The sequence below is a fragment of the Pseudomonas sp. SG20056 genome (assembly GCF_031764535.1).
GTDB lineage: Bacteria > Pseudomonadota > Gammaproteobacteria > Pseudomonadales > Pseudomonadaceae > Aquipseudomonas.
In genome coordinates this window covers 1,850,856-1,875,286 of record NZ_CP134499.1, presented here as the reverse complement: position 1 = coordinate 1,875,286, position 24,431 = coordinate 1,850,856, and the positions used below count along the sequence as shown (strand labels likewise).

Annotated in this window: 24 protein-coding genes; 14 read left to right on the top strand and 10 right to left on the bottom strand. The window is 60.3% G+C overall.

Translation table 11 applies throughout. The features are described 5' to 3' along the window. Nucleotides 1-168: 168 nt before the first annotated feature. Both RHP75_RS09080 and RHP75_RS09075 read left to right on the top strand, forming a co-directional pair. Entirely contained in the window at nucleotides 169-879 is a 711-nt protein-coding gene (locus tag RHP75_RS09080; RefSeq protein WP_311091509.1) for a 4'-phosphopantetheinyl transferase superfamily protein, read from the top strand. Nucleotides 880-951: 72 nt separating this feature from the next. Further along, a complete protein-coding gene (locus RHP75_RS09075) occupies nucleotides 952-2,241 on the top strand; it encodes a M18 family aminopeptidase (protein WP_311091508.1) in 1,290 nt (429 codons plus the stop codon). 71 nt (nucleotides 2,242-2,312) lie between these two features. Here the strand turns inward: RHP75_RS09075 and RHP75_RS09070 are convergent, their stop codons facing one another. Continuing rightward, a complete protein-coding gene (locus RHP75_RS09070) occupies nucleotides 2,313-3,029 on the bottom strand; it encodes a UTRA domain-containing protein (RefSeq protein WP_108489051.1) in 717 nt (238 codons plus the stop codon). Nucleotides 3,030-3,371: 342 nt separating this feature from the next. On the opposite strand from RHP75_RS09070, the gene RHP75_RS09065 reads away from it, so the two are divergent. The 7 genes from RHP75_RS09065 to zapE all read left to right on the top strand — a co-directional run bounded on the left by RHP75_RS09065 (nucleotide 3,372) and on the right by zapE (nucleotide 9,747). Beyond that, nucleotides 3,372-4,430, top strand: a complete 1,059-nt coding sequence (locus RHP75_RS09065; protein ID WP_160087428.1) for an ABC transporter substrate-binding protein — start codon at nucleotides 3,372-3,374, stop codon at nucleotides 4,428-4,430. Between the two features lie 56 nt (nucleotides 4,431-4,486). After that, the gene (locus RHP75_RS09060) at nucleotides 4,487-5,293 is read left to right on the top strand and encodes an alkaline phosphatase family protein (RefSeq protein WP_311091507.1); all 807 of its coding nucleotides are present in this window, start codon (nucleotides 4,487-4,489) and stop codon (nucleotides 5,291-5,293) included. Beyond that, a complete protein-coding gene (locus tag RHP75_RS09055; RefSeq protein ID WP_167145738.1) occupies nucleotides 5,293-6,132 on the top strand; it encodes an ABC transporter permease subunit in 840 nt (279 codons plus the stop codon). The genes RHP75_RS09060 and RHP75_RS09055 overlap by 1 nt, the downstream gene beginning before the upstream one ends. Beyond that, a complete protein-coding gene (locus RHP75_RS09050; protein WP_090387003.1) occupies nucleotides 6,119-6,913 on the top strand; it encodes an ABC transporter permease in 795 nt (264 codons plus the stop codon). Before RHP75_RS09055 ends, RHP75_RS09050 begins: the two co-directional genes overlap by 14 nt. Further along, the gene (locus RHP75_RS09045) at nucleotides 6,910-7,899 is read left to right on the top strand and encodes an ABC transporter ATP-binding protein (protein ID WP_311091504.1); all 990 of its coding nucleotides are present in this window, start codon (nucleotides 6,910-6,912) and stop codon (nucleotides 7,897-7,899) included. The genes RHP75_RS09050 and RHP75_RS09045 overlap by 4 nt, the downstream gene beginning before the upstream one ends. Then, nucleotides 7,899-8,552, top strand: coding sequence for an HAD family phosphatase (locus RHP75_RS09040; RefSeq protein ID WP_289240083.1), 654 nt, complete (start codon nucleotides 7,899-7,901; stop codon nucleotides 8,550-8,552). The genes RHP75_RS09045 and RHP75_RS09040 overlap by 1 nt, the downstream gene beginning before the upstream one ends. A gap of 73 nt (nucleotides 8,553-8,625) precedes the next feature. Further along, nucleotides 8,626-9,747, top strand: a complete 1,122-nt coding sequence (gene zapE / locus RHP75_RS09035; RefSeq protein WP_311091502.1) for a cell division protein ZapE — start codon at nucleotides 8,626-8,628, stop codon at nucleotides 9,745-9,747. Between the two features lie 180 nt (nucleotides 9,748-9,927). On the opposite strand, the gene lpdA is transcribed toward zapE, so the two are convergent. Further along, nucleotides 9,928-11,316, bottom strand: a complete 1,389-nt coding sequence (gene lpdA / locus RHP75_RS09030) for a dihydrolipoyl dehydrogenase (RefSeq protein ID WP_311091501.1) — start codon at nucleotides 11,314-11,316, stop codon at nucleotides 9,928-9,930. A 25-nt stretch (nucleotides 11,317-11,341) separates the two neighbouring features. Further along, entirely contained in the window at nucleotides 11,342-12,550 is a 1,209-nt protein-coding gene (locus RHP75_RS09025) for an MFS transporter (protein ID WP_311091500.1), read from the bottom strand. 120 nt (nucleotides 12,551-12,670) lie between these two features. Between RHP75_RS09025 and RHP75_RS09020 the strand changes: the two genes are divergently transcribed. Both RHP75_RS09020 and RHP75_RS09015 read left to right on the top strand, forming a co-directional pair. Further along, nucleotides 12,671-13,252 carry a PaaI family thioesterase gene (locus RHP75_RS09020; RefSeq protein WP_311091499.1) on the top strand — a complete coding sequence of 194 codons (582 nt, stop codon included), beginning with the start codon at nucleotides 12,671-12,673 and terminating at the stop codon, nucleotides 13,250-13,252. A gap of 39 nt (nucleotides 13,253-13,291) precedes the next feature. Then, on the top strand, nucleotides 13,292-13,861 hold the full coding sequence (locus tag RHP75_RS09015; RefSeq protein WP_311091498.1) for a TetR/AcrR family transcriptional regulator: 570 nt from the start codon (nucleotides 13,292-13,294) through the stop codon (nucleotides 13,859-13,861). A 75-nt stretch (nucleotides 13,862-13,936) separates the two neighbouring features. On the opposite strand, the gene RHP75_RS09010 is transcribed toward RHP75_RS09015, so the two are convergent. The 4 genes from RHP75_RS09010 to RHP75_RS08995 form a co-directional block, all read right to left on the bottom strand. Beyond that, complete coding sequence (locus tag RHP75_RS09010) at nucleotides 13,937-14,731, bottom strand: SDR family oxidoreductase (protein ID WP_311091497.1); 795 nt, start codon at nucleotides 14,729-14,731, stop codon at nucleotides 13,937-13,939. Between the two features lie 245 nt (nucleotides 14,732-14,976). After that, on the bottom strand, nucleotides 14,977-16,530 hold the full coding sequence (gene ahpF, locus RHP75_RS09005) for an alkyl hydroperoxide reductase subunit F (protein WP_311091496.1): 1,554 nt from the start codon (nucleotides 16,528-16,530) through the stop codon (nucleotides 14,977-14,979). 152 nt (nucleotides 16,531-16,682) lie between these two features. Continuing rightward, nucleotides 16,683-17,246, bottom strand: a complete 564-nt coding sequence (gene ahpC / locus RHP75_RS09000) for an alkyl hydroperoxide reductase subunit C (RefSeq protein WP_090252986.1) — start codon at nucleotides 17,244-17,246, stop codon at nucleotides 16,683-16,685. 116 nt (nucleotides 17,247-17,362) lie between these two features. Further along, nucleotides 17,363-18,328, bottom strand: a complete 966-nt coding sequence (locus RHP75_RS08995) for an NAD(P)H-quinone oxidoreductase (protein ID WP_311091494.1) — start codon at nucleotides 18,326-18,328, stop codon at nucleotides 17,363-17,365. A gap of 128 nt (nucleotides 18,329-18,456) precedes the next feature. Between RHP75_RS08995 and RHP75_RS08990 the strand changes: the two genes are divergently transcribed. Then, a complete protein-coding gene (locus RHP75_RS08990) occupies nucleotides 18,457-20,538 on the top strand; it encodes a carboxy terminal-processing peptidase (RefSeq protein ID WP_311091493.1) in 2,082 nt (693 codons plus the stop codon). Nucleotides 20,539-20,631: 93 nt separating this feature from the next. Next, nucleotides 20,632-22,392 (top strand): bifunctional diguanylate cyclase/phosphodiesterase, encoded by a 1,761-nt coding sequence (locus RHP75_RS08985; protein ID WP_311091491.1) that lies wholly within the window; start codon nucleotides 20,632-20,634, stop codon nucleotides 22,390-22,392. Between the two features lie 22 nt (nucleotides 22,393-22,414). Here RHP75_RS08985 and RHP75_RS08980 read toward each other — a convergent pair whose 3' ends face one another. From RHP75_RS08980 to RHP75_RS08970, 3 genes are read right to left on the bottom strand one after another with little or no spacing between them, the layout of a single operon-like run. Next, a complete protein-coding gene (locus RHP75_RS08980) occupies nucleotides 22,415-22,885 on the bottom strand; it encodes a sel1 repeat family protein (RefSeq protein WP_311091489.1) in 471 nt (156 codons plus the stop codon). After that, nucleotides 22,885-23,250 carry a hypothetical protein gene (locus RHP75_RS08975; RefSeq protein ID WP_160015055.1) on the bottom strand — a complete coding sequence of 122 codons (366 nt, stop codon included), beginning with the start codon at nucleotides 23,248-23,250 and terminating at the stop codon, nucleotides 22,885-22,887. The genes RHP75_RS08980 and RHP75_RS08975 overlap by 1 nt, the downstream gene beginning before the upstream one ends. Beyond that, entirely contained in the window at nucleotides 23,247-23,567 is a 321-nt protein-coding gene (locus tag RHP75_RS08970; protein WP_311091488.1) for a helix-turn-helix domain-containing protein, read from the bottom strand. Before RHP75_RS08970 ends, RHP75_RS08975 begins: the two co-directional genes overlap by 4 nt. A 134-nt stretch (nucleotides 23,568-23,701) precedes the next feature. Here RHP75_RS08970 and RHP75_RS08965 point away from each other — a divergent pair, with 134 nt between their 5' ends. Further along, on the top strand, nucleotides 23,702-24,424 hold the full coding sequence (locus RHP75_RS08965; protein WP_311091486.1) for a transporter substrate-binding domain-containing protein: 723 nt from the start codon (nucleotides 23,702-23,704) through the stop codon (nucleotides 24,422-24,424). The last annotated feature ends 7 nt before the right edge of the window (nucleotides 24,425-24,431 follow it).

Here is a 24,431-nt window from a genome sequence, read left to right as displayed (position 1 = left end):
CCTCACGCCTGCGCCAGCTACAACCTCACCTGCGTCCCCGAAGAAACGCATGCCGCAGTGTGGCAAAAAAGCCTCGGCAACTCCGTTTAGCTTTGTTGCGGCTTTGCAAAGAAATGTAAACGCCCGCGCCGGCTGGCCGTACAAACCGCCGCGCGGCAAAATAGGCCAATGAATACAGCCTACTTGCCATCCTGCTGCAGCCCGCTGAATGACCACTGGCCGTTGCCGCACAAGCTGCCGGCGGTGCAGCTGATCAGCGCCCTCTTTACTCCAGAGCTTCTGGATATAGCGGACTTCAGCCGCTGCGCCATCGAACCGGTGCGCGGGGTAGCCAAACGCCAGGCTGAATACCTTGCCGGACGCCTGTGTGCGCGTGAGGCTTTGCTACGTGTGACCGGTACAGCAGCGGTTCCCACTTCTGGTGAAGATCGCGCGCCGCAGTGGCCAATCGGTACGGTCGGCTCCATCACCCACGGCAGCGGCTGGGCCGGCGCAGTGGTGGGCAACAGCACGGATTGGCGCGGCCTGGGTCTGGATATCGAGCAGATCATGCCGGCCAGCCGCGCCGAACGCCTGGCTGGGGAGATCCTCACTCCAGCCGAGCTGTTCCGCCTGGAAGCCTTGCCGAGCGAGCAGCGCGCGCAACGCATCAGCCTGACCTTCTCGCTCAAGGAAAGCCTGTTCAAAGCGCTTTATCCGCAAGTGTTGCGCCACTTCTATTTTCAGGATGCCGAACTGCTCAACGTCGACGCCGACAATAAAGTGTGTATGCGCCTGCTGATTGACCTGCATGCAGACTGGCCCGCTGGCAGCGAGCTGCAAGGCCAATTTGCCGAGTTCGACGGTTATCTGCTCAGCCTGATCAGCATCCCGCGCTGATCTGTCGAGCGCGGCAGCCCAAAGCGCCAGGCAAATCCGCTAAACTCGGCCGATTGCCGTCTGGAGTGCCCTATGCGCGAAGATTTGAACCAAGGCCTGATCGAGTTCCTCAAGGCCTCGCCTACCCCTTTTCATGCCACCGCCAGCCTGGCTCAGCGCCTCGAAGCGGCCGGTTTTCAGCACCTGGATGAGCGCGCCAGCTGGCACACTGAGGCCGGCGGTCGCTATTACGTCACGCGCAACGATTCCTCGATCATCGCCTTCAAACTGGGCAAGCGCGCGCCGCTGGAAGGCGGTATCCGCCTGGTCGGTGCGCACACCGACAGCCCGTGCCTGCGGGTCAAACCGCAGCCGGAGCTGCAGCAACAGGGTTTTTTCCAACTTGGCGTTGAGGTCTACGGCGGCGCGCTGCTGGCGCCCTGGTTCGACCGCGACCTGTCGCTGGCCGGCCGAGTCACCTACCGCCGCGACGGTAAGGTGGAAAGCCAGCTGATCGATTTTCAAAGCCCGATTGCGGTCATTCCCAACCTGGCTATCCACCTCAACCGTGAAGCCAACCAGGGCTGGGCGATCAACCAGCAGATCGAGCTGCCGCCAATCCTCGCGCAGATATCCGGCGATGAGCCGGCCGACTTTCGCGCACTGATCACCGATCAACTGGCCCGCGAACACGACTTCAGCGCCGATGCGGTGCTCGATTACGAGCTGAGCTTCTACGACACCCAGAGCGCGGCAGTGATTGGTCTGAACAACGACTTTATTGCAGGTGCGCGACTGGACAACCTGCTGTCCTGCTACGCCGGGCTGCAGGCGTTGCTGGCTGCACCGGATGAAGAAAGCTGCGTATTGGTCTGCACCGACCACGAGGAAGTCGGCTCATGCTCGGCCTGCGGCGCCGACGGCCCGATGCTCGAACAGGTGCTGCGTCGCGTGCTGCCGGACGGTGATGCCTTTGTGCGCACCATCCAACGCTCGCTGCTGGTCTCGGCGGACAACGCCCACGGCGTACACCCCAACTACGCCGACAAGCATGACGCCAACCACGGCCCCAAGCTCAACGCCGGGCCAGTGATCAAAATCAACAGCAACCAGCGCTACGCCACCAACAGCGAAACCGCCGGATTTTTCCGTCACCTGTGCCTGGAAAATGAAGTGCCTGTGCAGAGCTTCGTCACTCGCAGCGACATGGGCTGCGGCTCGACCATCGGCCCGATCACCGCCAGCCAGCTGGGCGTACGCACCGTGGACATCGGCCTGCCGACCTTCGCCATGCACTCGATCCGCGAACTGGCCGGCAGCCATGACCTGGCGCATCTGGTCAAAGTGCTGACGGCGTTTTACGCCAGCGCTGAGCTGCCATGACGCTCATTATCTAAAAGCTCACGACATTGTAGGGTGGATGAAAAAGCGCCATCCGCCCTACGCTGTTACCGTCACTCCGGTACCTCGACGCTCACATGCAGAGCGTCGTGGCGCCAGAACTCCAGATCGCAATCAATCAGTCGGCCATGCTGGTCGCGGTTGATCCGCACAATGCGCAGCGCCGGGCTGCCCACCGCTACTTTCAATGCCGATGCGGCTTCGCTGTGCAACGCCGTGGGCACCATATCGAAGCGCACTCGGCCGTAATGAATGTCGTATTCGCTGGCATACAGTTCGGTCAGCGAGCGGGTTAGGTCGAAATCCAGAATACCGGCGAAGTAATTCGGATTGAGGTAGTGCTCGACATACAGCACCAAACGGCCATCGATACGCCGGGCGCGGCGGATCTGGTAGACGCTGGAGAGTGCCGGCAAAGCCAGTAGCTGGCAGATCTCGGCGCTGGCCGGAATCAGTTTGGCGCTAAGCACTTCGGTGGCCGGCACCCGGCCCTGCTCGCCGACCATGGCGTGAAAGTGGCTGCGCACCAGCGGGTTATAGGCCACGCGCGGCGGCGAAACAAACCAGCCGCGGCGCTCCTCGCGATAGATCAGCCCCTGAGCCTCCAGCTGGCCCAGCGCCTCGCGCAGAGTAATGCGCGTGGTATCGAATACCTCGCTGAGCTTACGCTCGGCCGGCAACTGACTTCCCGACGGCAACAGGCCGTGTTCGATCTGCTCTTCCAATGCCCGGCATATAGCTGTAACTGCCCGCGGCGCTTCATCGCGCATCAAGACCTCCAAAATTGGACTAGTCCAGCCCCATTTCGGGGCATCAACCTGTGGGTGCAGCAGTAAAAACCATGTTTCAAGTTTAAGCAGTCTTGATGACCACGCCATGACAACTTTCTTTCAGTAGCAGCAAAAGCTGATAAAACTTGGGCTGCAGGCCATACATGACTGAATTTGCTCATGGTCTACGCTAGTGGTGCGCCAGTTTGTGCAACCCGGCTCGAGCCGGTAAATGACCAACGTACATAAAACTGTCATTTAACAAGCCTAAATTGGCCTGGGTCTTGCTGATCTAGACCAGAACTTTTCACTGCACGCACTTCAATCGCAAAGGAGTTTCCAATGAAACAACTGCTGCTGGCTTCACTGATGGGCTCAGCCATCGCCCTGGCCACCTCGGCCATGGCTGCTGAAACGGATTTGCAAGCACTGGAAAAGGCCGCGCGCGCTGAAGGCGCGGTGAACAGTGTGGGCATGCCGGATAGCTGGGCCAACTGGAAAGACACCTGGGCCGACCTGAACAAACTGTATGGCTTGAAGCATATGGATACCGACATGAGCTCGGCCCAGGAAATTGCCAAGTTCGCCGCTGAAAAAGACAACGCCACCGCCGATATCGGCGACGTAGGCGCAGCCTTTGGCCCCATCGCCGTGCAGCAGGGTGTTACCCAACCCTACAAGCCAAGCACCTGGGAACAGATTCCAACCTGGGCCAAGGACGCTGACGGCCACTGGATGCTCGCCTACACCGGCTCCATCGCCTTTATCGTCAACAAGCAGCTGGTCAAGGATATCCCGCGCTCTTGGGCTGACCTGAAAAAGGGCACCTACAAAGTTTCTGCCGGTGATGTCAGCACCGCCGCACAAGCCGTAAACGGTGTACTGGCTGCCGCCATCGCCATGGGCGGTAATGAAAGCAACGTGCAACCGGCGCTGGATTTCTACGGCGAGCTGGCCAAACAAGGCCGTCTGTCGCTGGCCAACCCAACCATCCAGACCCTGGAAAAAGGCGAAGTGGAAGTGGGCGTGGTATGGGACTTCAACGGCCTGAGCTACCGCGACCAGATCGACCCAAGCCGCTTCGAAGTACTGATTCCTTCCGATGGTTCGGTGATTTCCGGCTACAGCACCATCATCAACAAGTGGGCGAAAAACCCCAACGCGGCCAAACTGGCGCGTGAGTACATCTTGAGCGACGCCGGCCAGATCAACCTGGCAAAAGGCAACGCCCGGCCTATCCGTGCCGAGCACCTGACCCTGCCAGCCGAAGTACAAGCCAAGCTGCTGCCGCAGGAGCAATACGCCAAGGTTCAGCCGATCAAGGATGCTGCAGCCTGGGAAGCCACTTCCAAAGCACTGCCGCGCCTGTGGCAGGAACACGTCATCATCAATATGAACTAATGCAATCTGGCCCCGGATACACTCCGGGGCCGATTCGGTTGCTAAGGCTTTCAATCATGTCGCACAACGTCATCCTCGTGGTTCTGGATGGCTTGAGCTATCAGGTGGCTCAGCACGCGCTGGGGCATCTGCAGGCTTACTGCCAGGCTGGACGCGCCGCGCTGTACAAGCTCGACTGTGAACTCCCGGCCCTGTCACGCCCGCTGTATGAAGCGATTCTGACCGGTATTGCGCCCATCGACAGCGGCATCGTCAATAACGATGTCTCGCGCCTGTCGACCCAGCGCAGCATGTTCCACTACGCCCGCGACGCTGGGCTGATTACCGCTGCGGCGGCCTATCACTGGGTCAGCGAGCTGTATAACCGCTCGCCATTCCAAGCGGCGCGCGACCGTCACACGACAGACGCCAACCTGCCGATTCAGTACGGCCACTTCTACTACGCCGATCATTACCCGGATTCGCACCTGTTTGCCGACGCGGAAAGCCTGCGCCTGCGCCATACGCCCAACCTACTGCTGGTGCATCCGATGAATATCGACGACGCCGGCCACAAGCACGGCCTCGACAGCGCGCAGTACCGTAACAGCGCGCGCATGGCCGATGTGTTGTTGGCCGAATATATTCAGCCCTGGCTCGATGCCGGCTACCAGATTCTGGTGACCGCCGACCACGGCATGAACAACGATCGCAGCCACAACGGCTTGCTGCCGGAAGAACGCGAAGTACCGCTGCTGGTACTTGGCAGCGCCTTCAGCCTCAACCCCAACGCCCAGCCGAAACAGCTGGAGTTGTGTGGCACGGTCTGCGAGCTGCTCGGCGTGGCCCACGACAAACCTGTCTGCCGGGAGCTTCTCGCATGATGTCTGCCCTGCGCGGCAAATGGCTGGCGCTGCTGTGCCTGCTGCCTTTTGCCCTGTTCTTTATCGCCTTTCAGATCGCCCCGCTGCTCTGGGTGGCCAGCAACAGCCTGCACACCGCTGAAGGCTGGGGCCTGGGCAATTTCCAGCAGGCCTTCTCCTCACCGTTCTACCGCCAGGCGATGCGTCACAGCCTGGAAGTGGCGTTCTGGTCGAGCCTGATCGGCATCAGCATTGCCATTCTCGGCAGCTACTCGCTGCGGCAAGTCGACAGCAAGCTGCGCGACTTCGTCATGGCGTTTTCCAACATGACCAGCAACTTCTCCGGGGTGCCGCTGGCCTTCGCCTTTATCATCCTGTTGGGGTTTAACGGCGCACTGACCATCCTGCTCAAGCAGGCGGGGATCATCGAGGATTTCAACCTCTACTCGAAAACCGGCCTGATCGTGTTGTACACCTACTTCCAGATTCCCCTGGGTGTGCTGCTGCTCTACCCAGCCTTCGACGCCTTGCGTGAAGACTGGCGCGAATCGGCTGAATTGCTCGGCGCGAGCAACTGGCAGTTCTGGCGGCATATCGGCTTGCCCGTCCTGACCCCCGCGCTGCTCGGCACCTTCGTGATTCTGCTGGCCAACGCACTCGGCGCTTACGCCACGGTGTATGCGCTGACCACTGGCAACTTCAATATCCTGCCGATTCGGATTGCCGCCATGGTTTCCGGCGACATCTTCCTCGACCCGAATATGGCCAGTGCCCTGGCGATGATTCTGGTTGGCCTGATGACCCTGATCACCATCGTCCACCAATGGCTGCTGCGCCGGAGCTACCATGTCCCACGCTGAAAAACGCTCGCCGCTGTTCCACCAGCTGGTGGTCTACAGCCTGCTGCTGATCCTTTTGCTGCCGCTGCTCGGCACCCTGCTCTACTCGTTCTCCACCAGTTGGTCGGCCAGCGTGCTGCCCAGCGGGCTGACCTTCAAGTGGTACCTGGCACTGTGGAGCGATGCACGCTTTCTCGCCGCGTTTGGCCGCTCGTTGCTGGTCTGCCTGGCCGCGCTTGCGCTGTCGCTGGTGCTGATTCTGCCGCTGCTGTTTGTGGTCAGTTATCACTTCCCCAAGCTCGATGCGGTAATGAACGTGCTGATCCTGCTGCCGTTCGCCATCCCGCCGGTGGTGTCCTCAGTCGGCCTGATGCAGCTGTTCGCTGGCGGCCCGCTGCCAATCCTCGGTACGCCGTGGATTCTGATTGGCTGCTTCTTCACCATCGCCCTGCCGTTTATGTACCGAGCCATCAGTAACAACCTGCAGGCGATCAACCTGCGCGACCTGATGGACGCCGCCCACCTGCTCGGTGCCAGCACCTGGCGCGCGGCCTTTATGGTGGTGTTGCCTAATCTGCGCAAGGGCTTGATGGTCTCGGTGTTTCTCTCCTTCAGCTTCCTGTTTGGTGAGTTTGTGTTCGCCAACCTGCTGGTCGGCAGCCGCTATGAAACCCTGCAGGTGTACCTCTACAACATGCGCAACGACAGCGGTCACTTCACCAGCGCGTTGGTGATTTCCTACTTCATGTTCGTGCTGCTGATGACCTGGGCGGCTAACCGCCTGAATAAGGACAAGTCATGAGTTATCTGAGTATTCAAGGCCTGCACAAGAGCTACGGCGATACCGCGATCTTCAGCGATATCAACTGCGAGATCGCCAAGGGCGAATTCATCACCCTGCTCGGCCCCTCTGGCTGCGGCAAATCCACCCTGCTGCGCTGCATCGCCGGCCTGACCGGAGTGAATGGCGGGCAGATTCTGCTCGACGGCGAGGACCTGGTGCCCGTAGCCCCGCAAAAACGCGGCATCGGCATGGTGTTCCAGAGCTACGCGCTATTCCCCAATATGACCGTGCAGCAGAACGTCGCCTTCGGCCTGCGCATGCAGAAGGTCAAAGGCAGCGAAGCCGAGCAACGGGTCAAGGAAGTGCTGGAGCTGGTCGAGCTGAATGACTTCGCCGGCCGTTACCCGCAGCAACTGTCCGGCGGCCAGTGCCAACGCGTAGCTCTGGCCCGTTCGCTGGTCACCCGCCCGCGCCTGCTGCTGCTCGATGAGCCGCTGTCAGCGCTGGACGCGCGGATTCGCAAGCATCTGCGCGAACAGATCCGCAGCATCCAGCAGGAGCTGGGCCTGACCACCATCTTCGTCACCCATGACCAGGAAGAAGCCCTGGTCATGAGCGACCGTATCTTCCTGATGAACGCCGGTAAGATCGTCCAGAGCGGCGACGCGGAAACCCTCTACACCGCCCCGGCCGATGTTTTTGCAGCTGGATTTATCGGCAACTACAACCTGCTCGACGCCGATACCGCCAGCCGCCTGCTGCTACGCCCGGTCAACAGCCGCGTGGCAATCCGCCCGGAGGCCATCCAGATTGGCGCCCAGGGCAGCATCGAAGGGCAGATCCGCAGCCATCGTCTGCTCGGCAACGTGATCCGTTACCGCATTGAGGCGCGCGGCGTCGAACTGCTGGTGGACGTGCTCAACCGCTCCCCGGCGGACCTGCACGCCAGCGGGCAACGCATCAACCTGAACATTGAAGACAACGCAATCTGTGAGGTGGCCTGATGGCCCTGGCAATTTTCGACCTGGACGAAACCCTGATCGGCGGCGACTGCGCCAGCCTGTGGACCCAGGAAATGGTCAAACTCGGCTGGGCCGACGCCGACAGTTTTATCGCCCATGAGCAGGAGCTGATGCGCCAATACGCCGCCGGCAGCCTGGCCATGGAAGACTACATGGCCTTCACCCTGTCGCCCTTGGTGGGCCGCACACCGGAAGAAGTCGCCCACGTGGTCGAGCCCTTTGTCGAAGACGTGATCGAGCCGATTTTCTACAGCGACGCCACCCGCTGCCTGGCCAACCACCGCGCCGCCGGTGACCGCGTGCTGGTGATTTCCGCTTCGGCGCATTTTCTGGTCAGCGCCGTTGCCGCACGCCTGAAGATCGAAGAAGTGCTGGCTATCGACCTGGAAGTTCAGCACGGCCACTACAGCGGCCGTACCCAGGGCGTCATGACCTACCGCGAAGGCAAGGTCACGCGCCTGCGTGATTGGCTGCAAGAGCACGGTGAAGTCCTCGACGGCGCTTACTTCTACTCCGACTCACGCAACGACCTGCCACTGCTGCAGGTGGTCGACAAGCCCTATGTGGTCAACCCCGACCCCACTCTGCTTGCGCACGCCCAGCAGGCCGGTTGGCCGATCCTTAACTGGCGCTGATTGAGGCTGGATGTGGCGCGTAGGCCTGTCTACAGGCTATAACGCGTCACCTCACCGCCATGCGCCTGTTTTCATGCCCAGCAATTCGCCCCTTGTCACCTACCAGCAGGCCATCGACCGCGACGGTTTCAAATCCGACCCTGCGCAGTGGCAGGCCGCCCAAGCCCTGCATGATAGCCATCAGGCCTTGCAGCAGGCCACATCCGCGCATCCGATCAACGGGGTGTATCTGTGGGGGCCGGTGGGCCGTGGCAAAACCTGGCTGATGGACAGCTTCTACAAAGGCCTGAAAGTCCCGGCGCGGCGTCAGCACTTCCACCACTTTATGCGTTGGGTGCATAGGCGCCTGTTTCAGCTCACCGGTACGCCTGACCCATTGCAGGCGCTGGCCGTTGAGCTGAGCCAAGAGGTGCGCGTGCTGTGTTTCGACGAGCTGTTTGTCAGCGATATCGGCGATGCGATCATTCTCGGCCGCCTGTTTCAGGTGATGTTCGAACAGGGCATGGTGCTGGTGGCCACTTCCAACCAGCCACCTGAACTGCTGTATGCCGAAGGCTTTAATCGCGAGCGCTTTCTGCCTGCGGTGGCCGCCTTGCAGCGGCATATGCAGGTGGTGAGCATCAACGGTGAGGAAGATCATCGCCTGCACCCAGGTATCGCGCATACCCGTTACTGGGTCGCCACGCCTGGGTTGCCCAGTGTGCTCAGCCGGACCTTCAGTCAGTTGGCCGCAGGTAGGCCCAGCAGCGATCAACCGCTTACGCTCGGCAATCGCAGCGTACAGACCCTGCGCCACTGCGACGGCGTGCTCTGGTGCCGCTTTGCCGATCTGTGTGAGCAGCCCTTGGCCGCGCCGGACTTTATCGCCCTGTGTGACCGCTTCCAGGCCATTCTGCTCAGCGAAGTGCCCAACCTGAGCAGCCCGCAACGCGCGGCGAAGATCGCCCGCGGCACCGAAGATGGCGTCGAGCGGGTGCAGGCCGGTGATCGCCAGCTACCCGCGCTGTCGGTCAAGGATGACAGCGTGCGGCGCTTTATCGCCCTAGTGGATGAGTGCTACGACCGCAAGGTGCCGCTGTACCTCGAAGCCCTGGTGCCGCTCGCCGAACTCTATACCGAGGGCTACCTGAGCTTCGCCTTTCGCCGCACCCTGAGCCGCTTGCAAGAGATGCAACTCCAGCGTTTCGGCGCGTAATGCTTTGGGGCTTTAAGAATCTTTTTGAAGTCTTGCGAGCTAGAGCCATGCAAGGCGCTACGTTAGTAACAGCCTCCGGCTGGTCAAAGCGGCAAGGAAGCGGAGTGTACTTTTGTACATGAGCATTCCGAGCCTGCTTTTAACGCAGCAGGGCCGACGCGCAGCAGACTGTAAGTAGGCTTAGGCCTGCATGGCCCAGCCATGCACACTCATCGCTGCCTGGCGTAGCGCCTCCGAGCGGGTTGGGTGGGGGTGACAGATCAGCGCAATATCTTCGGCCGATGCGCTGAACTCCAGAGCCACGCAGTACTCGCCGGCACTGGGACCGATGATATGCACGCCGAGAATCTGATCGGTGCGCTCATCGGCCAGCACTTTGACGAAGCCTTCAGCCTCGTGATTGATCTTCGCCCGGCTGTTGGCGGTAAAGGGAAATTTGCCGACCTTGTAGGCGCGCCCTTCGGCCTTCAACTGCTCCTCGGTTTTGCCCACGGTGGCGACTTCCGGCTTGGTGTAGATCACCCCGGGAATCGCATCGTAATTGACCTCGGCAGCATGCCCGGCGATGCGCTCGATACAGGCGATGGCTTCATCTTCGGCCTTGTGTGCAAGCATTGGCCCGGAGGTCACGTCGCCAATAATCCAGATACCCGGCACGCTACTGCGGTGCTGCTGATTTTCCAGCATGCCGCGCTTGTCGGTGGCGAGACCCACGGTCTCCAACCCCAGGCCGGCGGTATAGGGGCGACGGCCAATGGCGACCAGCACATAGTCAGCCTGTAGTTGCTCGACCGCGCCGCCAGCAGCGGGCTGCAGGTCAAGGGTCACGCCGTTGGCCGTAGCCTTGGCGGCACGGACCTTGGTTGCCAGTTTGAAACTCATGCCCTGCTTGCTCAGGGTGCGCTGCAGGGTTTTCGCGGTTTCGTTATCCAGGCCTGGGCAGATGCGGTCGAGGTACTCCACCACCGTCACTTCGCTGCCCAAACGCCGCCACACCGACCCCAGTTCCAGGCCAATCACCCCTGCGCCGATTACCACCAGGTGCTTGGGCACTTGTGGCAAGGCCAGCGCGCCAGTCGAATCGAGAATGCGCTGGTTATCAATCGTCACCCCTGGCAGCGGCGTCGGTTCCGAGCCGGTGGCGATCACAATGTCCTTGGCCTGCAACTCGCGCACGCTGCCATCGGCGAGGGTCACCGTGACCTTGCCCGGCCCATTCAATCGGCCCCAGCCCTTGATCCACTCGACCTTATTCTTGCGAAACAGAAACTCGATGCCCTTGGTCAGGGCCGTCACGCTCTCATCCTTCTGCTTCATCATCTGCGCCAGATTGAGCGTCGGCGTGACCTCGATACCGAGGTTGTTGAGTTCGCCGCTGGTCGCCGTCTCGTACAGCTCCGAGGCATGCAGCAGAGCCTTCGACGGCATACAACCGACATTCAGGCAGGTGCCGCCCAGGGTTTCGCGGCCCTCGATGCAGGCGACCTTCAGGCCCAGTTGCCCGGCGCGGATGGCGGCGTTATAGCCGCCGGGGCCGCCACCGATGATCAGCACGTCATAGTTGCTCATTGAGTTACTCCTAGGCTGCAGAGGTTTAGCGAACCAGGGCCGCGTTCGCTGCCGGCCGTGGGCGCAGCAGGTGGAAGGCGCAGAACGCCGCGGCGGCGAATAAACTGTTCAGCAACACCATAGGCCACGCCGAGCCATCTGCCAGCAGGCTAAGCAGGACGCCGCTGCAGGTAGCACCGGCCATTTGCGCAAAGCCCATAAAGCCTGCAGCCAGACCGGCGCGGTGGGCATTGGGGATCACCGCGCCCGCCACCGATGCCGGCAGCAACATGCCGCCGCCCAAGGTCACCAACACCTGGGGCAACGACAGGCCGAGCAACGACAAACCAAACAGTAGATAAATCGCCAAGGTGACCAAGGCGCCGCTCGCCACCAGCGCCGCACCTATGCCCACTATTCTCTCGGGGCCCAACTGCAGAATGCGCCGCTGGGTAAACAGCGCGCCGGCGATCAGCGCCGAAACAATTGCCGCAAAGGTGATGCCATATTGCGCCGAACTCAACCCGAGCAGGCCGATATACACAGCTGAGGAGCCGGCAATTACCGCAAACATCGCGCCATAGGTACAGGCCAGCGTCAGGGCCAGCGCGCGAAACGAGGAGGAGCGCAGCAGATCGGCATAGTTGCCGGCCAAGCTGCTCAGTTGCCCAGCCTGAGGGTCGAGTTGCCGATTGCTTTCACGGTACAGGCCCAACACCGCACAAACGATGGCTACGCCGATCAGCAGTGCCAAGGCAATCGGCGCACGCCAGCCGCCATACAGCGTCAGCACGCCGCCCAGCATCGGCGACAGGACGATGGCGCAAAGCATGCCAATCACCGTCAGCGCTAATGCAGGCCCAGCCTGCGCCTGCCACACATCGCGAACGATGGCCCGCGCCAGAACCAATGCCGCGCAAGCCCCAAGCCCCTGCAGCACGCGGGCAGCAATGAATTCGCCCATGCTGCTGGCCAGCAGCATCCATAAGGTGGCGAGCAGATAGACCAGCAACCCGGCGATCAGCACCGGACGCCGGCCGATACGATCCGACAGCGGACCGAGCAACAACTGGCCCAAGCCAAAGGCGGCGACGAAAGCCGATAAAGCCAGCAGGCTGCTGCCTGGGCGCGCACTCATGATCAGTTCGATAGCGCCCAGGCTGGGAATGATCAGTTGCGTGGAAATCTCTCCAAGGGCGGTCAGGGCCACCAGAATCAGCAGCAGGCTGCGCGACGGCAAAGGATAGGGATGCATGGGTGTGGGTCCTGTGATCACGGGCTGACGTGGCTCGCCAAACAATAATATTTTAACCATAATATAAACAATTAAATTACGCTTATAATTTTAAATCCACCAGCCGACGAGGCCTGATCCATGAGCATCCCATCACGCGAAGAAAAACTGGCCGAATGGCTCGCCGCTGAACAGGCCATGCGCGCCCGCCTCGGTGCACCCGGCAGCATGAGCCTGGCGCAGGTCAGCGAACTGTTGCCACAGGAGTTCTTTGACGGCATCGGCCGCGGTGAACTGCCCTCGCCGCCCATCGGCCATCTGCTGGATTTTGTTCCGCTGGAATGGTCACTGGGGCGCTTCGTCTTCCAGGGCACGCCCGATGCGCGCCACTACAACCCGCTGGGCAGCGTACACGGCGGCTATGCAGCCACCCTGCTCGACTCCTGCATGGGCTGCGCTATCCACACCCAGTTGCAGCGCGGCCAGGGTTACACCACCACCGATCTGCGCATCAGCTACATTCGCGCCCTCAGCACCAAGGTCGGGCCGGTTCGCGCCGAAGGCCGCATCGTGCATATCGGCCGCACCACAGCGCTGGCCGAAGGGCGCATCTACGATGTCGACGACCGCCTGTATGCCGTCGGCTCAACCACCTGCCTGATTCTCAGCATGCCTGGGACATCGCCTGCACCCGGCACTGAAACACCGGGGCGAAGCGAGTAAGATGGCAGGCAACATCTGAAACCAGCGGCCAGGTACTCCATGCGATATTCCGAAGACCACAAAGCCCAGACCCATCAGCGCATCATCGAAGAGGCCGCGCGCCTGTTCCGCCGCGACGGCGTTGGCGCCACCGGCCTGCAGCCGCTGATGAAGACCCTCGGCTTGACCCATGGCGGTTTCTACGCCCACTTCAAATCGAAGGATGAACTGGTGGAAACCGCCCTGCGCCACAGCGCTGACAAGCTGACGGCGGTCACCAACGAGATAGCCAACAGCGATAAACCGTTGACCCACCTGATCAGCGGCTACTTGTCGTCCGCCCACCGTGCCAACCCTGGCGATGGCTGCCCGCTGCCGACTATGTCCGCCGAGCTGGGCCAGCGCGGCGCACCCAGCCCGGTGACCGATGAGCTGATCCGCGACCGCCTGCAAGCCATCGAAGCCGGTCTTAGCGTTGAGCATGCCGATGAGCAGAGCGTGCTGATTCTTAGCGCCATGGTCGGTGCCCTGCTGCTGTCACGCAGCGTAAGCGACCCGGAACTGTCTGACCGGCTGCTGAAAACCACCCGCCGCCTGCTGATTGAGCAGAACACCGGCGACGCGACCTGATTGCAGAAAATTAGTGGCACACAGCAAAAGCCCTGACTGTCTCCAGCCAGGGCTTTTCTTGTTACGGCCAGCGCTTTACTTGTAACGAGCAGCGGCGCTGCTGTACGACAGGTTCGGCGCCAGCTTGCCACGGGCATCGGTAAAGGCCTGCCAATCCGCCGCATCAGGCAGCGATGGAATGGTGATCAGCTCGCCCTGGTCGAAACCGGCCAGAGCCGCATCGACCATTTCGCCGACCTCCATGATCATGCTCGCCGGCAGTGCCGAATCATCCATGCCGCTACGCTCCCAGATCTCGGTGCGGGTAATGCCGGGTAATACAGCCTGCACCTGCAGGCCCTGCGCCTTCACTTCACCGTTGAGGGTCTGGGTCAGGCTCAGTACATAGGCCTTAGTGGCGCTGTACACGGCATTGAACATTTCCGGAGCCAAGGCCACCACCGAGGCGATATTGATGATTGCTCCGCGCCCAGCGGCGGTGAAATTGGCAGCGGCTGCGGTGGACAGGTGAGTCAGCGAAACCACGTTGAGCAGAATCATCCGATCAACGGTGTCGAGATCGGCCTCGGCCAGCTGACCGTTCATGGCCATACCGGCGTTGTTGACCAGCGTGCTGATGGCCTTGTCGGTCCGCAGGCGCTGGGTAACGGTATGCAGAGCAGCCTTGTCAGTCAGGTCGGCCTTCAGCGTTTCGATCTTTACCCCGTACTGCTCGGTCAAGCGCGCAGACAGTGCCTGCAAGCGCGGCAGATCGCGGGCAACCAACAGCAGGTCGTAACCGCGTTGCGCCAGGCGCTCGGCGTAGGTGGCACCAATGCCTGATGAAGCGCCGGTGATCAATGCAGTGCCTTTCTCGTTATGTGTGTTCATGGTGCGTCTCCTGGCTGTGCGGGGGTAGGCGGTGCGTCTGGAGGTATAGTGCGCCAATTCATATTACACACATAATATAAATATTATATGTCGACCATAATAAAAACTATCGACAGCCATGCCGCAAACACTTGAGACATAAAAACACCCGAATAAGGATCGCTAACCGCCTGATGGCAGAGCACAAAAAAGCGGACAACCCGCAAAGGTTGTCCGCTCTGGTGCGACGTAGATCGTCGAGCTTGTTAGCTGCGGATCAAGTGATCGAAGGCACTCAGGGAGGCCTTGGCGCCCTCGCCTACAGCGATGACGATCTGCTTGTACGGCACAGTCGTCACGTCACCGGCAGCAAATACACCCGGGATATTGGTAGCACCCTTGGCGTCGACGATGATCTCACCGAAACGCGACAGCTCCACGCTGCCCTTCAGCCAATCGCTGTTAGGCAGCAGGCCGATCTGCACGAAGATGCCTTCCAGCTCGACGCTGTGCAGCTCTTCGGTGGTGCGGTCCTTGTAGACCAGCGCATTGACCTTCTGGCCATCGCCTTTGACTTCGGTGGTCTGCGCGCTCTTGATCACGGTGACGTTCGGCAGGCTGTAGAGCTTTTTCTGCAGCACGGCGTCGGCACGTAGGGTGTCGGCGAACTCCAGCAGAGTCACATGAGCGACGATACCGGCAAGATCAATCGCTGCCTCGACGCCAGAGTTACCGCCGCCGATCACCGCAACGCGCTTGCCTTTGAACAACGGGCCGTCGCAGTGCGGGCAGAAGCAAACACCCTTGGCCTTGTATTCCTGTTCGCCTGGCACACCCATCTCGCGCCAGCGCGCACCGGTGGAGAGGATTACGGTCTTGGCCTTGAGGCTGGAACCGTTCTCGAACTTCACCTCATGCAGGCCGCCTGCGCTGCTGGCCGGTACAAGTGCACTGGCACGCTGCAGGTTCATGATGTCGACTTCGTACTCACGCACGTGCTCTTCCAGGGCGCGCACCAGCTTTGGCCCTTCGGTTTCTTTTACCGAGATAAAGTTTTCGATGGCCATGGTATCCAACACCTGACCGCCGAAACGCTCGGCGGCAATCGCGGTACGAATACCCTTGCGCGCAGCGTAGATAGCAGCCGCAGCGCCAGCTGGGCCACCGCCCACCACCAGCACGTCGAAAGCCTCTTTGGCGCTCATCTTCTCAGCGTCGCGGTTGGCTGCGCCGGTGTCGATCTTGGCGAGGATTTCCTTCACTTCCATACGGCCGGAGGCAAACACCTCGCCGTTCAGGTAAATGCTCGGCACGGCCATGATCTGGCGGCGCTCGACCTCTTCCTGGAACAGCGCGCCGTCGATGGAGACGTTGCGGATATTCGGGTTGAGCACGGCCATCAGGTTCAGCGCCTGGACTACGTCTGGGCAGTTCTGGCAAGACAGCGAGAAATAGGTCTCGAACTCGAACGTGCCTTCAACGGCCTGGATCTGCGCGATGGTTTCGGCATCCAGCTTGGACGGATGACCGCCCACCTGCAGCAGCGCCAGTACCAGCGAGGTGAACTCGTGGCCCATGGGGATGCCAGCGAAGGTCAGGCCGATGTTTACGCCTGGGCGGTTGAGCGAGAACGACGGACGGCGGGCGTCACTGCCATCGGTTTTCAGGGTGATCTTGTCGGTCAAGCCGACGATGCTCTGGAGCAGCTCAAGCAGCTCCTGGGATTTCGCGCTGTCATCGAGGGACGCGACGATCTCGAACGGCAGGGTGACCTTTTCCAGGTAGGCCTTCAACTGGGTTTGCAGGTTAGCGTCCAACATGGCGGATAGTCCTCAATGACAAAAATTCTGGGCAATAAAATGCCCGGGCGGATCGCGCCCGGGCATCGGGCACCACTAGGGTCGGGTATCGACCCTGACAGCGCTAAGTACTCCCCTCCCCGAGCCTGAGCCCAGAGAGGGTGTTGGCAGATTTAGATCTTGCCAACCAGGTCCAGCGACGGAGCCAGAGTCTTCTCGCCTTCTTTCCACTTGGCTGGGCACACTTCGCCTGGGTGAGCAGCGGTGTACTGAGCAGCTTTCAGCTTGCGCAGGGTTTCCGATACGTCACGAGCGATTTCGTTGGAGTGGATTTCAACGGTCTTGATCACGCCTTCCGGGTTGATCAGGAAGGTGCCACGCAGAGCCAAGCCTTCTTCTTCGATGTGCACGCCGAAAGCGCGAGTCAGAGCGTGGGTTGGATCACCAACCAGCGGGAACTGAGCCTTGCCTACAGCTGGCGAAGTTTCGTGCCAGACTTTGTGGGAGAAATGGGTGTCGGTGGTGACAATGTAAACTTCGGTGCCGGCATCGCGGAACGCAGCGTAGTTGTTGGCCGCGTCTTCGATCTCAGTCGGGCAGTTGAAGGTGAAGGCAGCTGGCATGAAGATCAGCACCGACCACTGACCTTTCAGGGACTGCTCGGTCACTTCGATGAATTTGCCGTTGTGGAAAGCGTTAGCCTTGAACGGTTGAACTTGGGTGTTGATGAGATTCATCTCTGATTCCTTGTTGAGGGTTAGAAATTTACAGGGCGCATCTTAGCGCCTTATGCAAAAAAAGCTTATTGATTGCCGCCATGATTCCGATTGATTAAGCCAATCGACCCTAGGCTTCATTCCAAGGTTGGGTCTATGACCAGCACCAACTTGCCATTGACCTGATTGCTCGCCAACGCAGCAAAGGCAGCCTCGGCATCTTTGAGCACATAAGCCTGCTGAAGTTGCGGTTTAAGGCGCCCTTCGGCGAAAAGCGGCCAGACAAACTGCTGCAAATCGCGTAACAGATCAGCCTTGAACTGCTCATCACGATTGCGCAGGGTCGAGCCTATCAGCGCAATCCGCTTACCCAACACTGCCGCCAGATCCAGCTCAGCCTTGCGCCCACCGAGCAAACCGATGTTCACCCAGCGACCATCCACCGCCAGCAGATCCAGATTCAGCGCAGCGTAGTTGCCGCCCACAGGATCAAGAATCACATCGAACGGAGCAAAATCGCGCAGGGCCTGTAGCTGCTCTTCGCCACGCAGCACCCCACCCTGGGCGCCCAGGCTTTCGCAGTAGGTCAAACGATCAGCAGAACCGACACTGACCCAGCAAGGGCTGCCAAAGGCTTTACACAATTGAATAGCAGCCGAGCCCACGCCACTGGCGCCGGCATGCAGCAACACCTTTTCTCCGGGCTTCAACGCCGCCAACTGGAACAGATTGAGCCAGGCCGTGGCGTACACCTCAGGCAACGCCGCCGCCTCGGCCAGCGTCATGCCTTCGGGCACCGGCAAGGCGTGCCGCGCATCGACCACCACTTCTTCAGCCATGCCGCCACCGCTCAACAGCGCGCAAACCCGATCGCCAACTTTCCAGTCGCAACCGGCACCCACCTCGCTGACGATACCGGCGCACTCCAGCCCAAGCACCTCGCTGGCGCCAGACGGCGGCGGATAAAGCCCAGCACGCTGCAACAAGTCCGCACGATTCAACCCGGCGGCCGCTACACGGATGCGAATTTCCCCTACATCACAGGCCGGCGCTGGGTGTTGCGCCCATTCCACACGGCCTTCAACGCCTTGCAATGCCTTCACGCTGCCTCCATAGTGCATTTGAACCGAGCCCGGCGCTGACCGCCGGGCTTTTGCATTGCGCCGATGGAACCTGGCGCCCTTAAAGACGGCCTAATATGCGTTATCAACTGCCCACACGTCGAATTAGCATGAAGCGATCCCTACTCAGCGTCACCCTCGCCTTTTCGTTTGCCCTGAGCGCCCTGCCGCTCGCGGCGAAAACCACCAGTGACGACTCCTGGGAATACCTGCAGCCTGACCGCGAACAGGTCATCGCCAGCCTCAACGTCGTGGAGTTGTTGAAGCGCCATCACTACAACAAGCCACCGCTGAATGACGAGCGCTCGGAAAAGATCTATCAGGGCTACCTGAAGATGCTCGACCCCTCGCGCAGCTACTTTATTGCTTCCGATATCGCCGAGTTCGATCAATGGCGCACACGCTTTGACGATTTGCTGAAGAACGGTGACCTGCAACCCGGCTTTGCCATCTACAAACGCCACCTCGAGCGCTTGCAGAGCCGTTTGCAATTCACCCTGAACATGCTCGAACAGGGCGTCGACAAGATTGACCTCGACAGCGATGAAACCCTGCTGATCGACCGCGAGAACGCCCCTTGGGTCAAGGACATCGCCGAACTGGATGACCTCTGGCGCAAGCGCGTCAAAGACGAAGTGCTGCGCCTGAAAATCGCCGGCAAAGAGCCCAAGGCGATTCAGGAACTGCTGACCAAGCGCTACAACAATCAGCTCGCGCGCCTCAAGCAGACCCGCGGTGAAGACGTGTTCCAGGCTTACATCAACGCCTTTGCCATGTCCTACGACCCGCACACTACCTACCTGTCGCCGGACAACGCGGAAAACTTCGATATCAACATGAGCCTGTCGCTCGAGGGTATTGGCGCCGTACTGCAAAGCGACAACGAACACGTCAAAGTCGTGCGCCTGGTACCGGCTGGCCCAGCAGAAAAGAGCAAACAGATCTCACCCGCCGACAAGATCATTGGTGTGGCCCAGGGCAGCAAGGAAATGGTCGACGTGATCGGCTGGCGTCTGGATGAAGTGGTCAAGCTGATTCGCGGGCCGAAAGGTTCCACTGTGCGCCTGGAAGTGATCCCCGCGAGCAATGCGCCAAACGATCAAACCAGCAAGGTGGTCTCCATCACCCGTGAAGCGGTCAAGCTGGAAGAGCAAGCCGCGAAGAAATCCATCCTCAACCTCAAGCACGACAACCGTGACTACAAGCTCGGGGTCATCGAGATACCGGCGTTCTACCTGGATTTCAAAGCCTTCCGTGCCGGCGACCCGAACTACAAAAGCACCACCCGTGATGTCAAACGTCTGTTGACCGAACTGGAGAAGGAAAAAGTCGACGGCGTGGTCATCGACCTGCGCAATAACGGCGGCGGCTCGCTGCAGGAAGCCACCGAACTGACCGGCCTGTTTATCGACCAAGGCCCCACCGTGCTGGTGCGCAATAGTGACGGCCGCGTCGATGTACTGGCCGACGAAAACACCGGTATTTACTACAAAGGCCCGCTGGCCGTGCTGGTCAATCGCCTGTCGGCCTCGGCCTCAGAGATTTTCGCTGGTGCAATGCAGGACTATCACCGTGCGTTGATTCTCGGCGGGCAGACTTTCGGCAAAGGCACCGTGCAGACCATCCAGCCGCTCAACCATGGTGAACTGAAGCTGACCCTGGCCAAGTTCTACCGCGTCTCCGGGCAGAGCACCCAACACCAGGGGGTGATTCCTGACATCCAGTATCCTGACATCATGGATACCAAAGAAATCGGTGAGAGCGCCCTGCCCGAGGCCCTGCCATGGGACAGCATCAAGCCGGCGATCAAACCGGAGTTGGACCCAATCAAGCCGTTCCTCGCCGAACTGCAAAGCCGTTTTGAAGGCCGTACCGCGCAGAACCCGGACTTCACCTTCGCCCGTGAACGCCTGCAACTGGCGCAGAAGCTGATGGAAGAAAATACCGTCAGCCTCAATGAAACCAAACGCCGCGCTCAGCAGACCAATATCGAAGGCCAGCAGCTGGCGATCGAGAACAGCCGGCGCAAAGCCAAAGGCGAAACCCTGCTGAACAAACTCAAGGAAGAAGACGAAGACGCACTGCCGGTGGAAGATGAAAAAACCAAACCGGAAGATGACGCCTACCTCGCCGAAAGCGGGCGCATTCTGCTCGACTACCTGGGCTTGAATACACGCCTGGCCAAGCAGTAAAACAGCGAGCGTCATCAAAGGGTCATCAAACTGTCGTGAAATGCGGGGACTGGTAGCAATGCCAGTCCCCGTTTTTATGCACAGAGAGCCGCCATGATCGTCACCGAGCAGTTCAGCGCGTTGGACAGCATCCTCGCCAATGGCGACCTGCATAGTTTGTTTCAGCCGATTTTTTCGCTCTCCGAGCGGCGCATTCTCGGCTACGAAGCCCTCAGCCGCGGGCCGTCCAACAGCGCCCTGCACTCGCCGATCAACCTGTTTGCCGTGGCGCGCAGCGCAGGCCGTCTCAGTGAGCTGGAGCTGCTGTGCCGCAAGAATGCCTGCCAGCGATTCAGCCAGCTCAAGCTTGAAGGCAAGCTGTTCCTCAACGTCTCGCCTGACTCGCTGATGGAACCCAAGCACCAGCCAGGACGCACCCTGCAACTGCTACAAACCCTGGGCATCCCACCGAGCCAGGTGGTAATCGAGCTGACCGAGCAATCGCCCACCGACGATTTCGCCCTGCTCGACACCGCCCTGCATCACTACCGCGCCATGGGCTTTTCCATCGCCCTGGATGACCTCGGCGCCGGTTATTCGAGCCTGCGTCTGTGGTCGGAACTGCGCCCGGATTACGTGAAGATCGATCGCCACTTTATCGACGGCATTCATCAGGATGCGGTCAAGCGCGAGTTCGTCGGCTCCATTCTGAAAATGGCCAAAGCCTCTCGCGCTCAGGTAATCGCCGAAGGCATCGAACTGCCTGAAGAACTCGCCGTGCTTGCAGAAATGGGCGTCGACCTTCTACAAGGCTATTTGCTCTGCCGGCCGCAGGAACAGCCGCCGCGTGACGCCATCAATCTGTTGCCCAGCGCCACAGCCAGCAGCCCACTCAGCGAAGAAGCCAGCGACCTGCGTGGTCTGCTCAACCCGCAACGCGCAGTGGCCCTGAGCACATCCACCAGCGAAGTGCTGGAAATGTTTCGCGCTCAGGCCAACCTGAATTCGCTGGCGGTGCTTAACGAGGTGCAGCAACCCGTCGGCATCGTGCATCGTCACTCACTGGCTGAAGCCCTGCTCAAGCCTTTTGCCAACGAGCTGTTCTCCCGCAAACCGATCAGCCGCCTGATGAGCGATGACTACCTGGCGGTGGAATCCAGCCAGTCGCTGCAGCAGGTCAGCCGTCTGCTTACCAGCCGCGCACGCCAGCGTATCGAAGAAGACTTCATCATCATCGAGGATGGCGGCTATATCGGACTGGGGCGCGTGATCGACGTGCTCAAGCTGATCACCGAACTGAAGATCCAGCAGGCCCGCTACGCCAACCCTCTGACTCTGCTACCGGGCAATGTGCCGATCCAGCAGTGCCTGACCCGCTTGCTGCAGCAGGGCCGCGAGACCGTGGTGTGTTATGTGGATATCGACAATTTCAAACCGTTCAACGACATCTACGGCTACGCCAAAGGCGACGAAGTGCTTTTGAGCCTGGCGCAGTGCCTGAACGACCGGGTCGACCCAACACGGGATTTTGTCGGCCATATTGGCGGCGATGATTTTCTATTGGTACTCAGCTCACAGGACTGGCGCGCACGGCTCAATCGACTGCTGGAGGATTTCCAGAGCCAGTGCCGACGTTTCTACCGTGAAGAAGACCTGCATGCGGGCTGCTTTATCGCCCATGACCGTAGTGGTAAACGCCAGGAGTACGCACTGCTGTCCCTGTCACTCGGGGTGGTGCATGTGCACCCCGAACAATGCGCACAACTGGATGCCAGCCAGCTGGCGGCGATGGCTTCAGAGGCCAAACGCCATGCCAAGGCGGTGCCGGGTTATAGCCTGCATATCATCGACACTAAGGCGGATACGGCGGCCTGACGGCGGAAGCTGGACCGCTGAATCAGAGGCCGCTGAGGCGACTGGAAAGCGCGGCAAAATGTTCCGCCTGCTGCGCATTGACGGCAACACCCACAGCGCCACTGCGGTACAGCTCAGCCAAGCGATAGGCAGCAGCTGGGTGGCCTGCCTGCGCAGCCAGCGTCCACCACTCAATGGCCTTCGGTGCATCCGCTGCGTGCTGAGTATCACCGGACAGACTTAACACACCAAGCTGGTAAGCGGCCTTGGCATCGCCGGCCTTGGCCGCCAAACCGAGCAAACGTCGCCCTTCGTTGCGTGCGCTCAGGCCCTGGCCGCGAAATAGCAGAATGTGCCCGTAGAAGCTTTGCGCCTGGGTATCACCCAGAGCGGCCATGCGGGCGAACTGCCCCTCCAGCCAGCGCCAGGCCCGCGGTTGTTTAACCAACCATGCCCAGTGGAACAGACGACGCGCCAGCAGATAGCCGATACGTGCGCGTAGCGTGCCGAACATCAGGCATCTTCCGGGTAGCTGAACTCGAACACGCGGGCCACTTCGGCGGCATGCCAGGATGCCGCAGCAATGCCATCGGACGCACCACTGAAGCGTCCCAGGCGGCTGACACACTCGAAGAAGCCGGTGCGCGGCAAGCGACTGGCGCCCTGGCTGATTACCAGCGCACTGCGCAGCGGACGCTCGGCACGTGCATCCAGTGCGGCCAGGTGCTCCAACGCGGCTGCCAAAGTCTGCATGGCCGGGCTGGGCAAAGCCAGACGTTCGATCAAAGCACGATAAGTCAGCAGGTGACGCTGACGCTGGGCATCCTCAAGCTCACCGAGCAACGCCTGCCAATGTTGCCGACTGATGCTTACGCTCAAGGCTGTGCCTCCCACCCATCAACCCCAAGATGCCAGGCCAGCGCGCGCTGGATGGCGGCATCCGGCAGGCGTTCGCCACTCTCGATCATGCTTAGATAATGCGGGCTGATGCCAACATTGCGTGCCAGTTGCTCAGCACTCATGCCCTTGGCTTCGCGCAGAGTCACCAGCTGGCTGAGCGCCGGCTTGCTTGCATCCACCGCCACAGCGGCAACCTCAGGCGCGCGCCCTGCGGCCTGCAGCAAGGCTTGATACTGCGCCCAGGACAGCACCGCATATTCCGGCTGACCATCGCGCTCGATCACTTGCACATTCATCTGTAAATCTCCATGCAGAGCACTTCCATCACTCTCGGCAACTCCAGAACAGGCGGCCATCTTAACAGCCCGGCACGATAAAGAGCGTGATCTATACTGCCCCAAGGTTATCAAGCAGCAGCTGGGGGCAGGTTTTGCGCACACTGATAACAATGCTGTTGATTGGCTGTAGCAGCTGGGCCTGTGCAGATGAGCTGCGCTGGGGCTTTGCCACGGCTGACGGCATGCCCTATGTCGATGTACATGAACAGCAATTGCGTGGTGGCGTCATCTACAAACTGGGCCAGCTAGCCAGCCAGCAACTGGGCTTCAAAGCCGCATTTGTCGAAACGCCGAACAAGCGCATCGATGAATTCATGCAGCGCGGGCGTATCCATGTGATTTGCAACAGCAACCCACAGTGGATAGACAAGCCCGAGCGTTATCACTGGTCAGCCCCACTCTACAGCGAAGAGGACGTGCTCTTATTGCACAGTCAGCATGCACCAATCAGCAACCTGCACGAACTCCACGGCAAGACTGTCGGCACTCAACTGGGTTACGTCTACAGCGGAGAACTGATGGAGGCGTTCGCCAAGCAGCAGATCATCCGCCAGGATCTGCGTGACCACAGTGCCGGGCTTAACCTGCTGCGCAAACAGCGCCTGGACGCGATCATCGATATGCGCCGGCCACTGCGCTTCCAGCTGGCCAAACGCGCTGACACACCGCTACGGATAAACCCCTGGGTAATCGAACGCTACGACATGCACTGCACGTACAGCCCACAATTGCCGGTCAGCGCTGAGTTACTGGACAGGACACTGCAAGGGTTGCGCGACCAGGGCCTGATCGAACAGATGCTCAACGACATATAGACCTTCG

What these genes read in the sequence shown, in the direction of transcription:
- RHP75_RS09010 (WP_311091497.1), bottom strand. Translation starts at nt 14,731, where the DNA reads ATGAACACACATAACGAGAAAGGCACTGCATTGATCACCGGCGCTTCA.
- zapE (WP_311091502.1), top strand. Translation starts at nt 8,626, where the DNA reads ATGCCCAGCAATTCGCCCCTTGTCACCTACCAGCAGGCCATCGACCGC.
- RHP75_RS09025 (WP_311091500.1), bottom strand. Translation starts at nt 12,550, where the DNA reads ATGCATCCCTATCCTTTGCCGTCGCGCAGCCTGCTGCTGATTCTGGTG.
- RHP75_RS08970 (WP_311091488.1), bottom strand. Translation starts at nt 23,567, where the DNA reads ATGAATGTGCAAGTGATCGAGCGCGATGGTCAGCCGGAATATGCGGTG.
- lpdA (WP_311091501.1), bottom strand. Translation starts at nt 11,316, where the DNA reads ATGAGCAACTATGACGTGCTGATCATCGGTGGCGGCCCCGGCGGCTAT.
- RHP75_RS09020 (WP_311091499.1), top strand. Translation starts at nt 12,671, where the DNA reads ATGAGCATCCCATCACGCGAAGAAAAACTGGCCGAATGGCTCGCCGCT.
- RHP75_RS09055 (WP_167145738.1), top strand. Translation starts at nt 5,293, where the DNA reads ATGTCTGCCCTGCGCGGCAAATGGCTGGCGCTGCTGTGCCTGCTGCCT.
- RHP75_RS09060 (WP_311091507.1), top strand. Translation starts at nt 4,487, where the DNA reads ATGTCGCACAACGTCATCCTCGTGGTTCTGGATGGCTTGAGCTATCAG.
- RHP75_RS09065 (WP_160087428.1), top strand. Translation starts at nt 3,372, where the DNA reads ATGAAACAACTGCTGCTGGCTTCACTGATGGGCTCAGCCATCGCCCTG.
- RHP75_RS08980 (WP_311091489.1), bottom strand. Translation starts at nt 22,885, where the DNA reads ATGTTCGGCACGCTACGCGCACGTATCGGCTATCTGCTGGCGCGTCGT.
- RHP75_RS09045 (WP_311091504.1), top strand. Translation starts at nt 6,910, where the DNA reads ATGAGTTATCTGAGTATTCAAGGCCTGCACAAGAGCTACGGCGATACC.
- RHP75_RS08990 (WP_311091493.1), top strand. Translation starts at nt 18,457, where the DNA reads ATGAAGCGATCCCTACTCAGCGTCACCCTCGCCTTTTCGTTTGCCCTG.
- RHP75_RS09075 (WP_311091508.1), top strand. Translation starts at nt 952, where the DNA reads ATGCGCGAAGATTTGAACCAAGGCCTGATCGAGTTCCTCAAGGCCTCG.
- RHP75_RS09070 (WP_108489051.1), bottom strand. Translation starts at nt 3,029, where the DNA reads ATGCGCGATGAAGCGCCGCGGGCAGTTACAGCTATATGCCGGGCATTG.
- RHP75_RS09015 (WP_311091498.1), top strand. Translation starts at nt 13,292, where the DNA reads ATGCGATATTCCGAAGACCACAAAGCCCAGACCCATCAGCGCATCATC.
- RHP75_RS09050 (WP_090387003.1), top strand. Translation starts at nt 6,119, where the DNA reads ATGTCCCACGCTGAAAAACGCTCGCCGCTGTTCCACCAGCTGGTGGTC.
- RHP75_RS08985 (WP_311091491.1), top strand. Translation starts at nt 20,632, where the DNA reads ATGATCGTCACCGAGCAGTTCAGCGCGTTGGACAGCATCCTCGCCAAT.
- RHP75_RS09040 (WP_289240083.1), top strand. Translation starts at nt 7,899, where the DNA reads ATGGCCCTGGCAATTTTCGACCTGGACGAAACCCTGATCGGCGGCGAC.
- ahpC (WP_090252986.1), bottom strand. Translation starts at nt 17,246, where the DNA reads ATGAATCTCATCAACACCCAAGTTCAACCGTTCAAGGCTAACGCTTTC.
- ahpF (WP_311091496.1), bottom strand. Translation starts at nt 16,530, where the DNA reads ATGTTGGACGCTAACCTGCAAACCCAGTTGAAGGCCTACCTGGAAAAG.
- RHP75_RS09080 (WP_311091509.1), top strand. Translation starts at nt 169, where the DNA reads ATGAATACAGCCTACTTGCCATCCTGCTGCAGCCCGCTGAATGACCAC.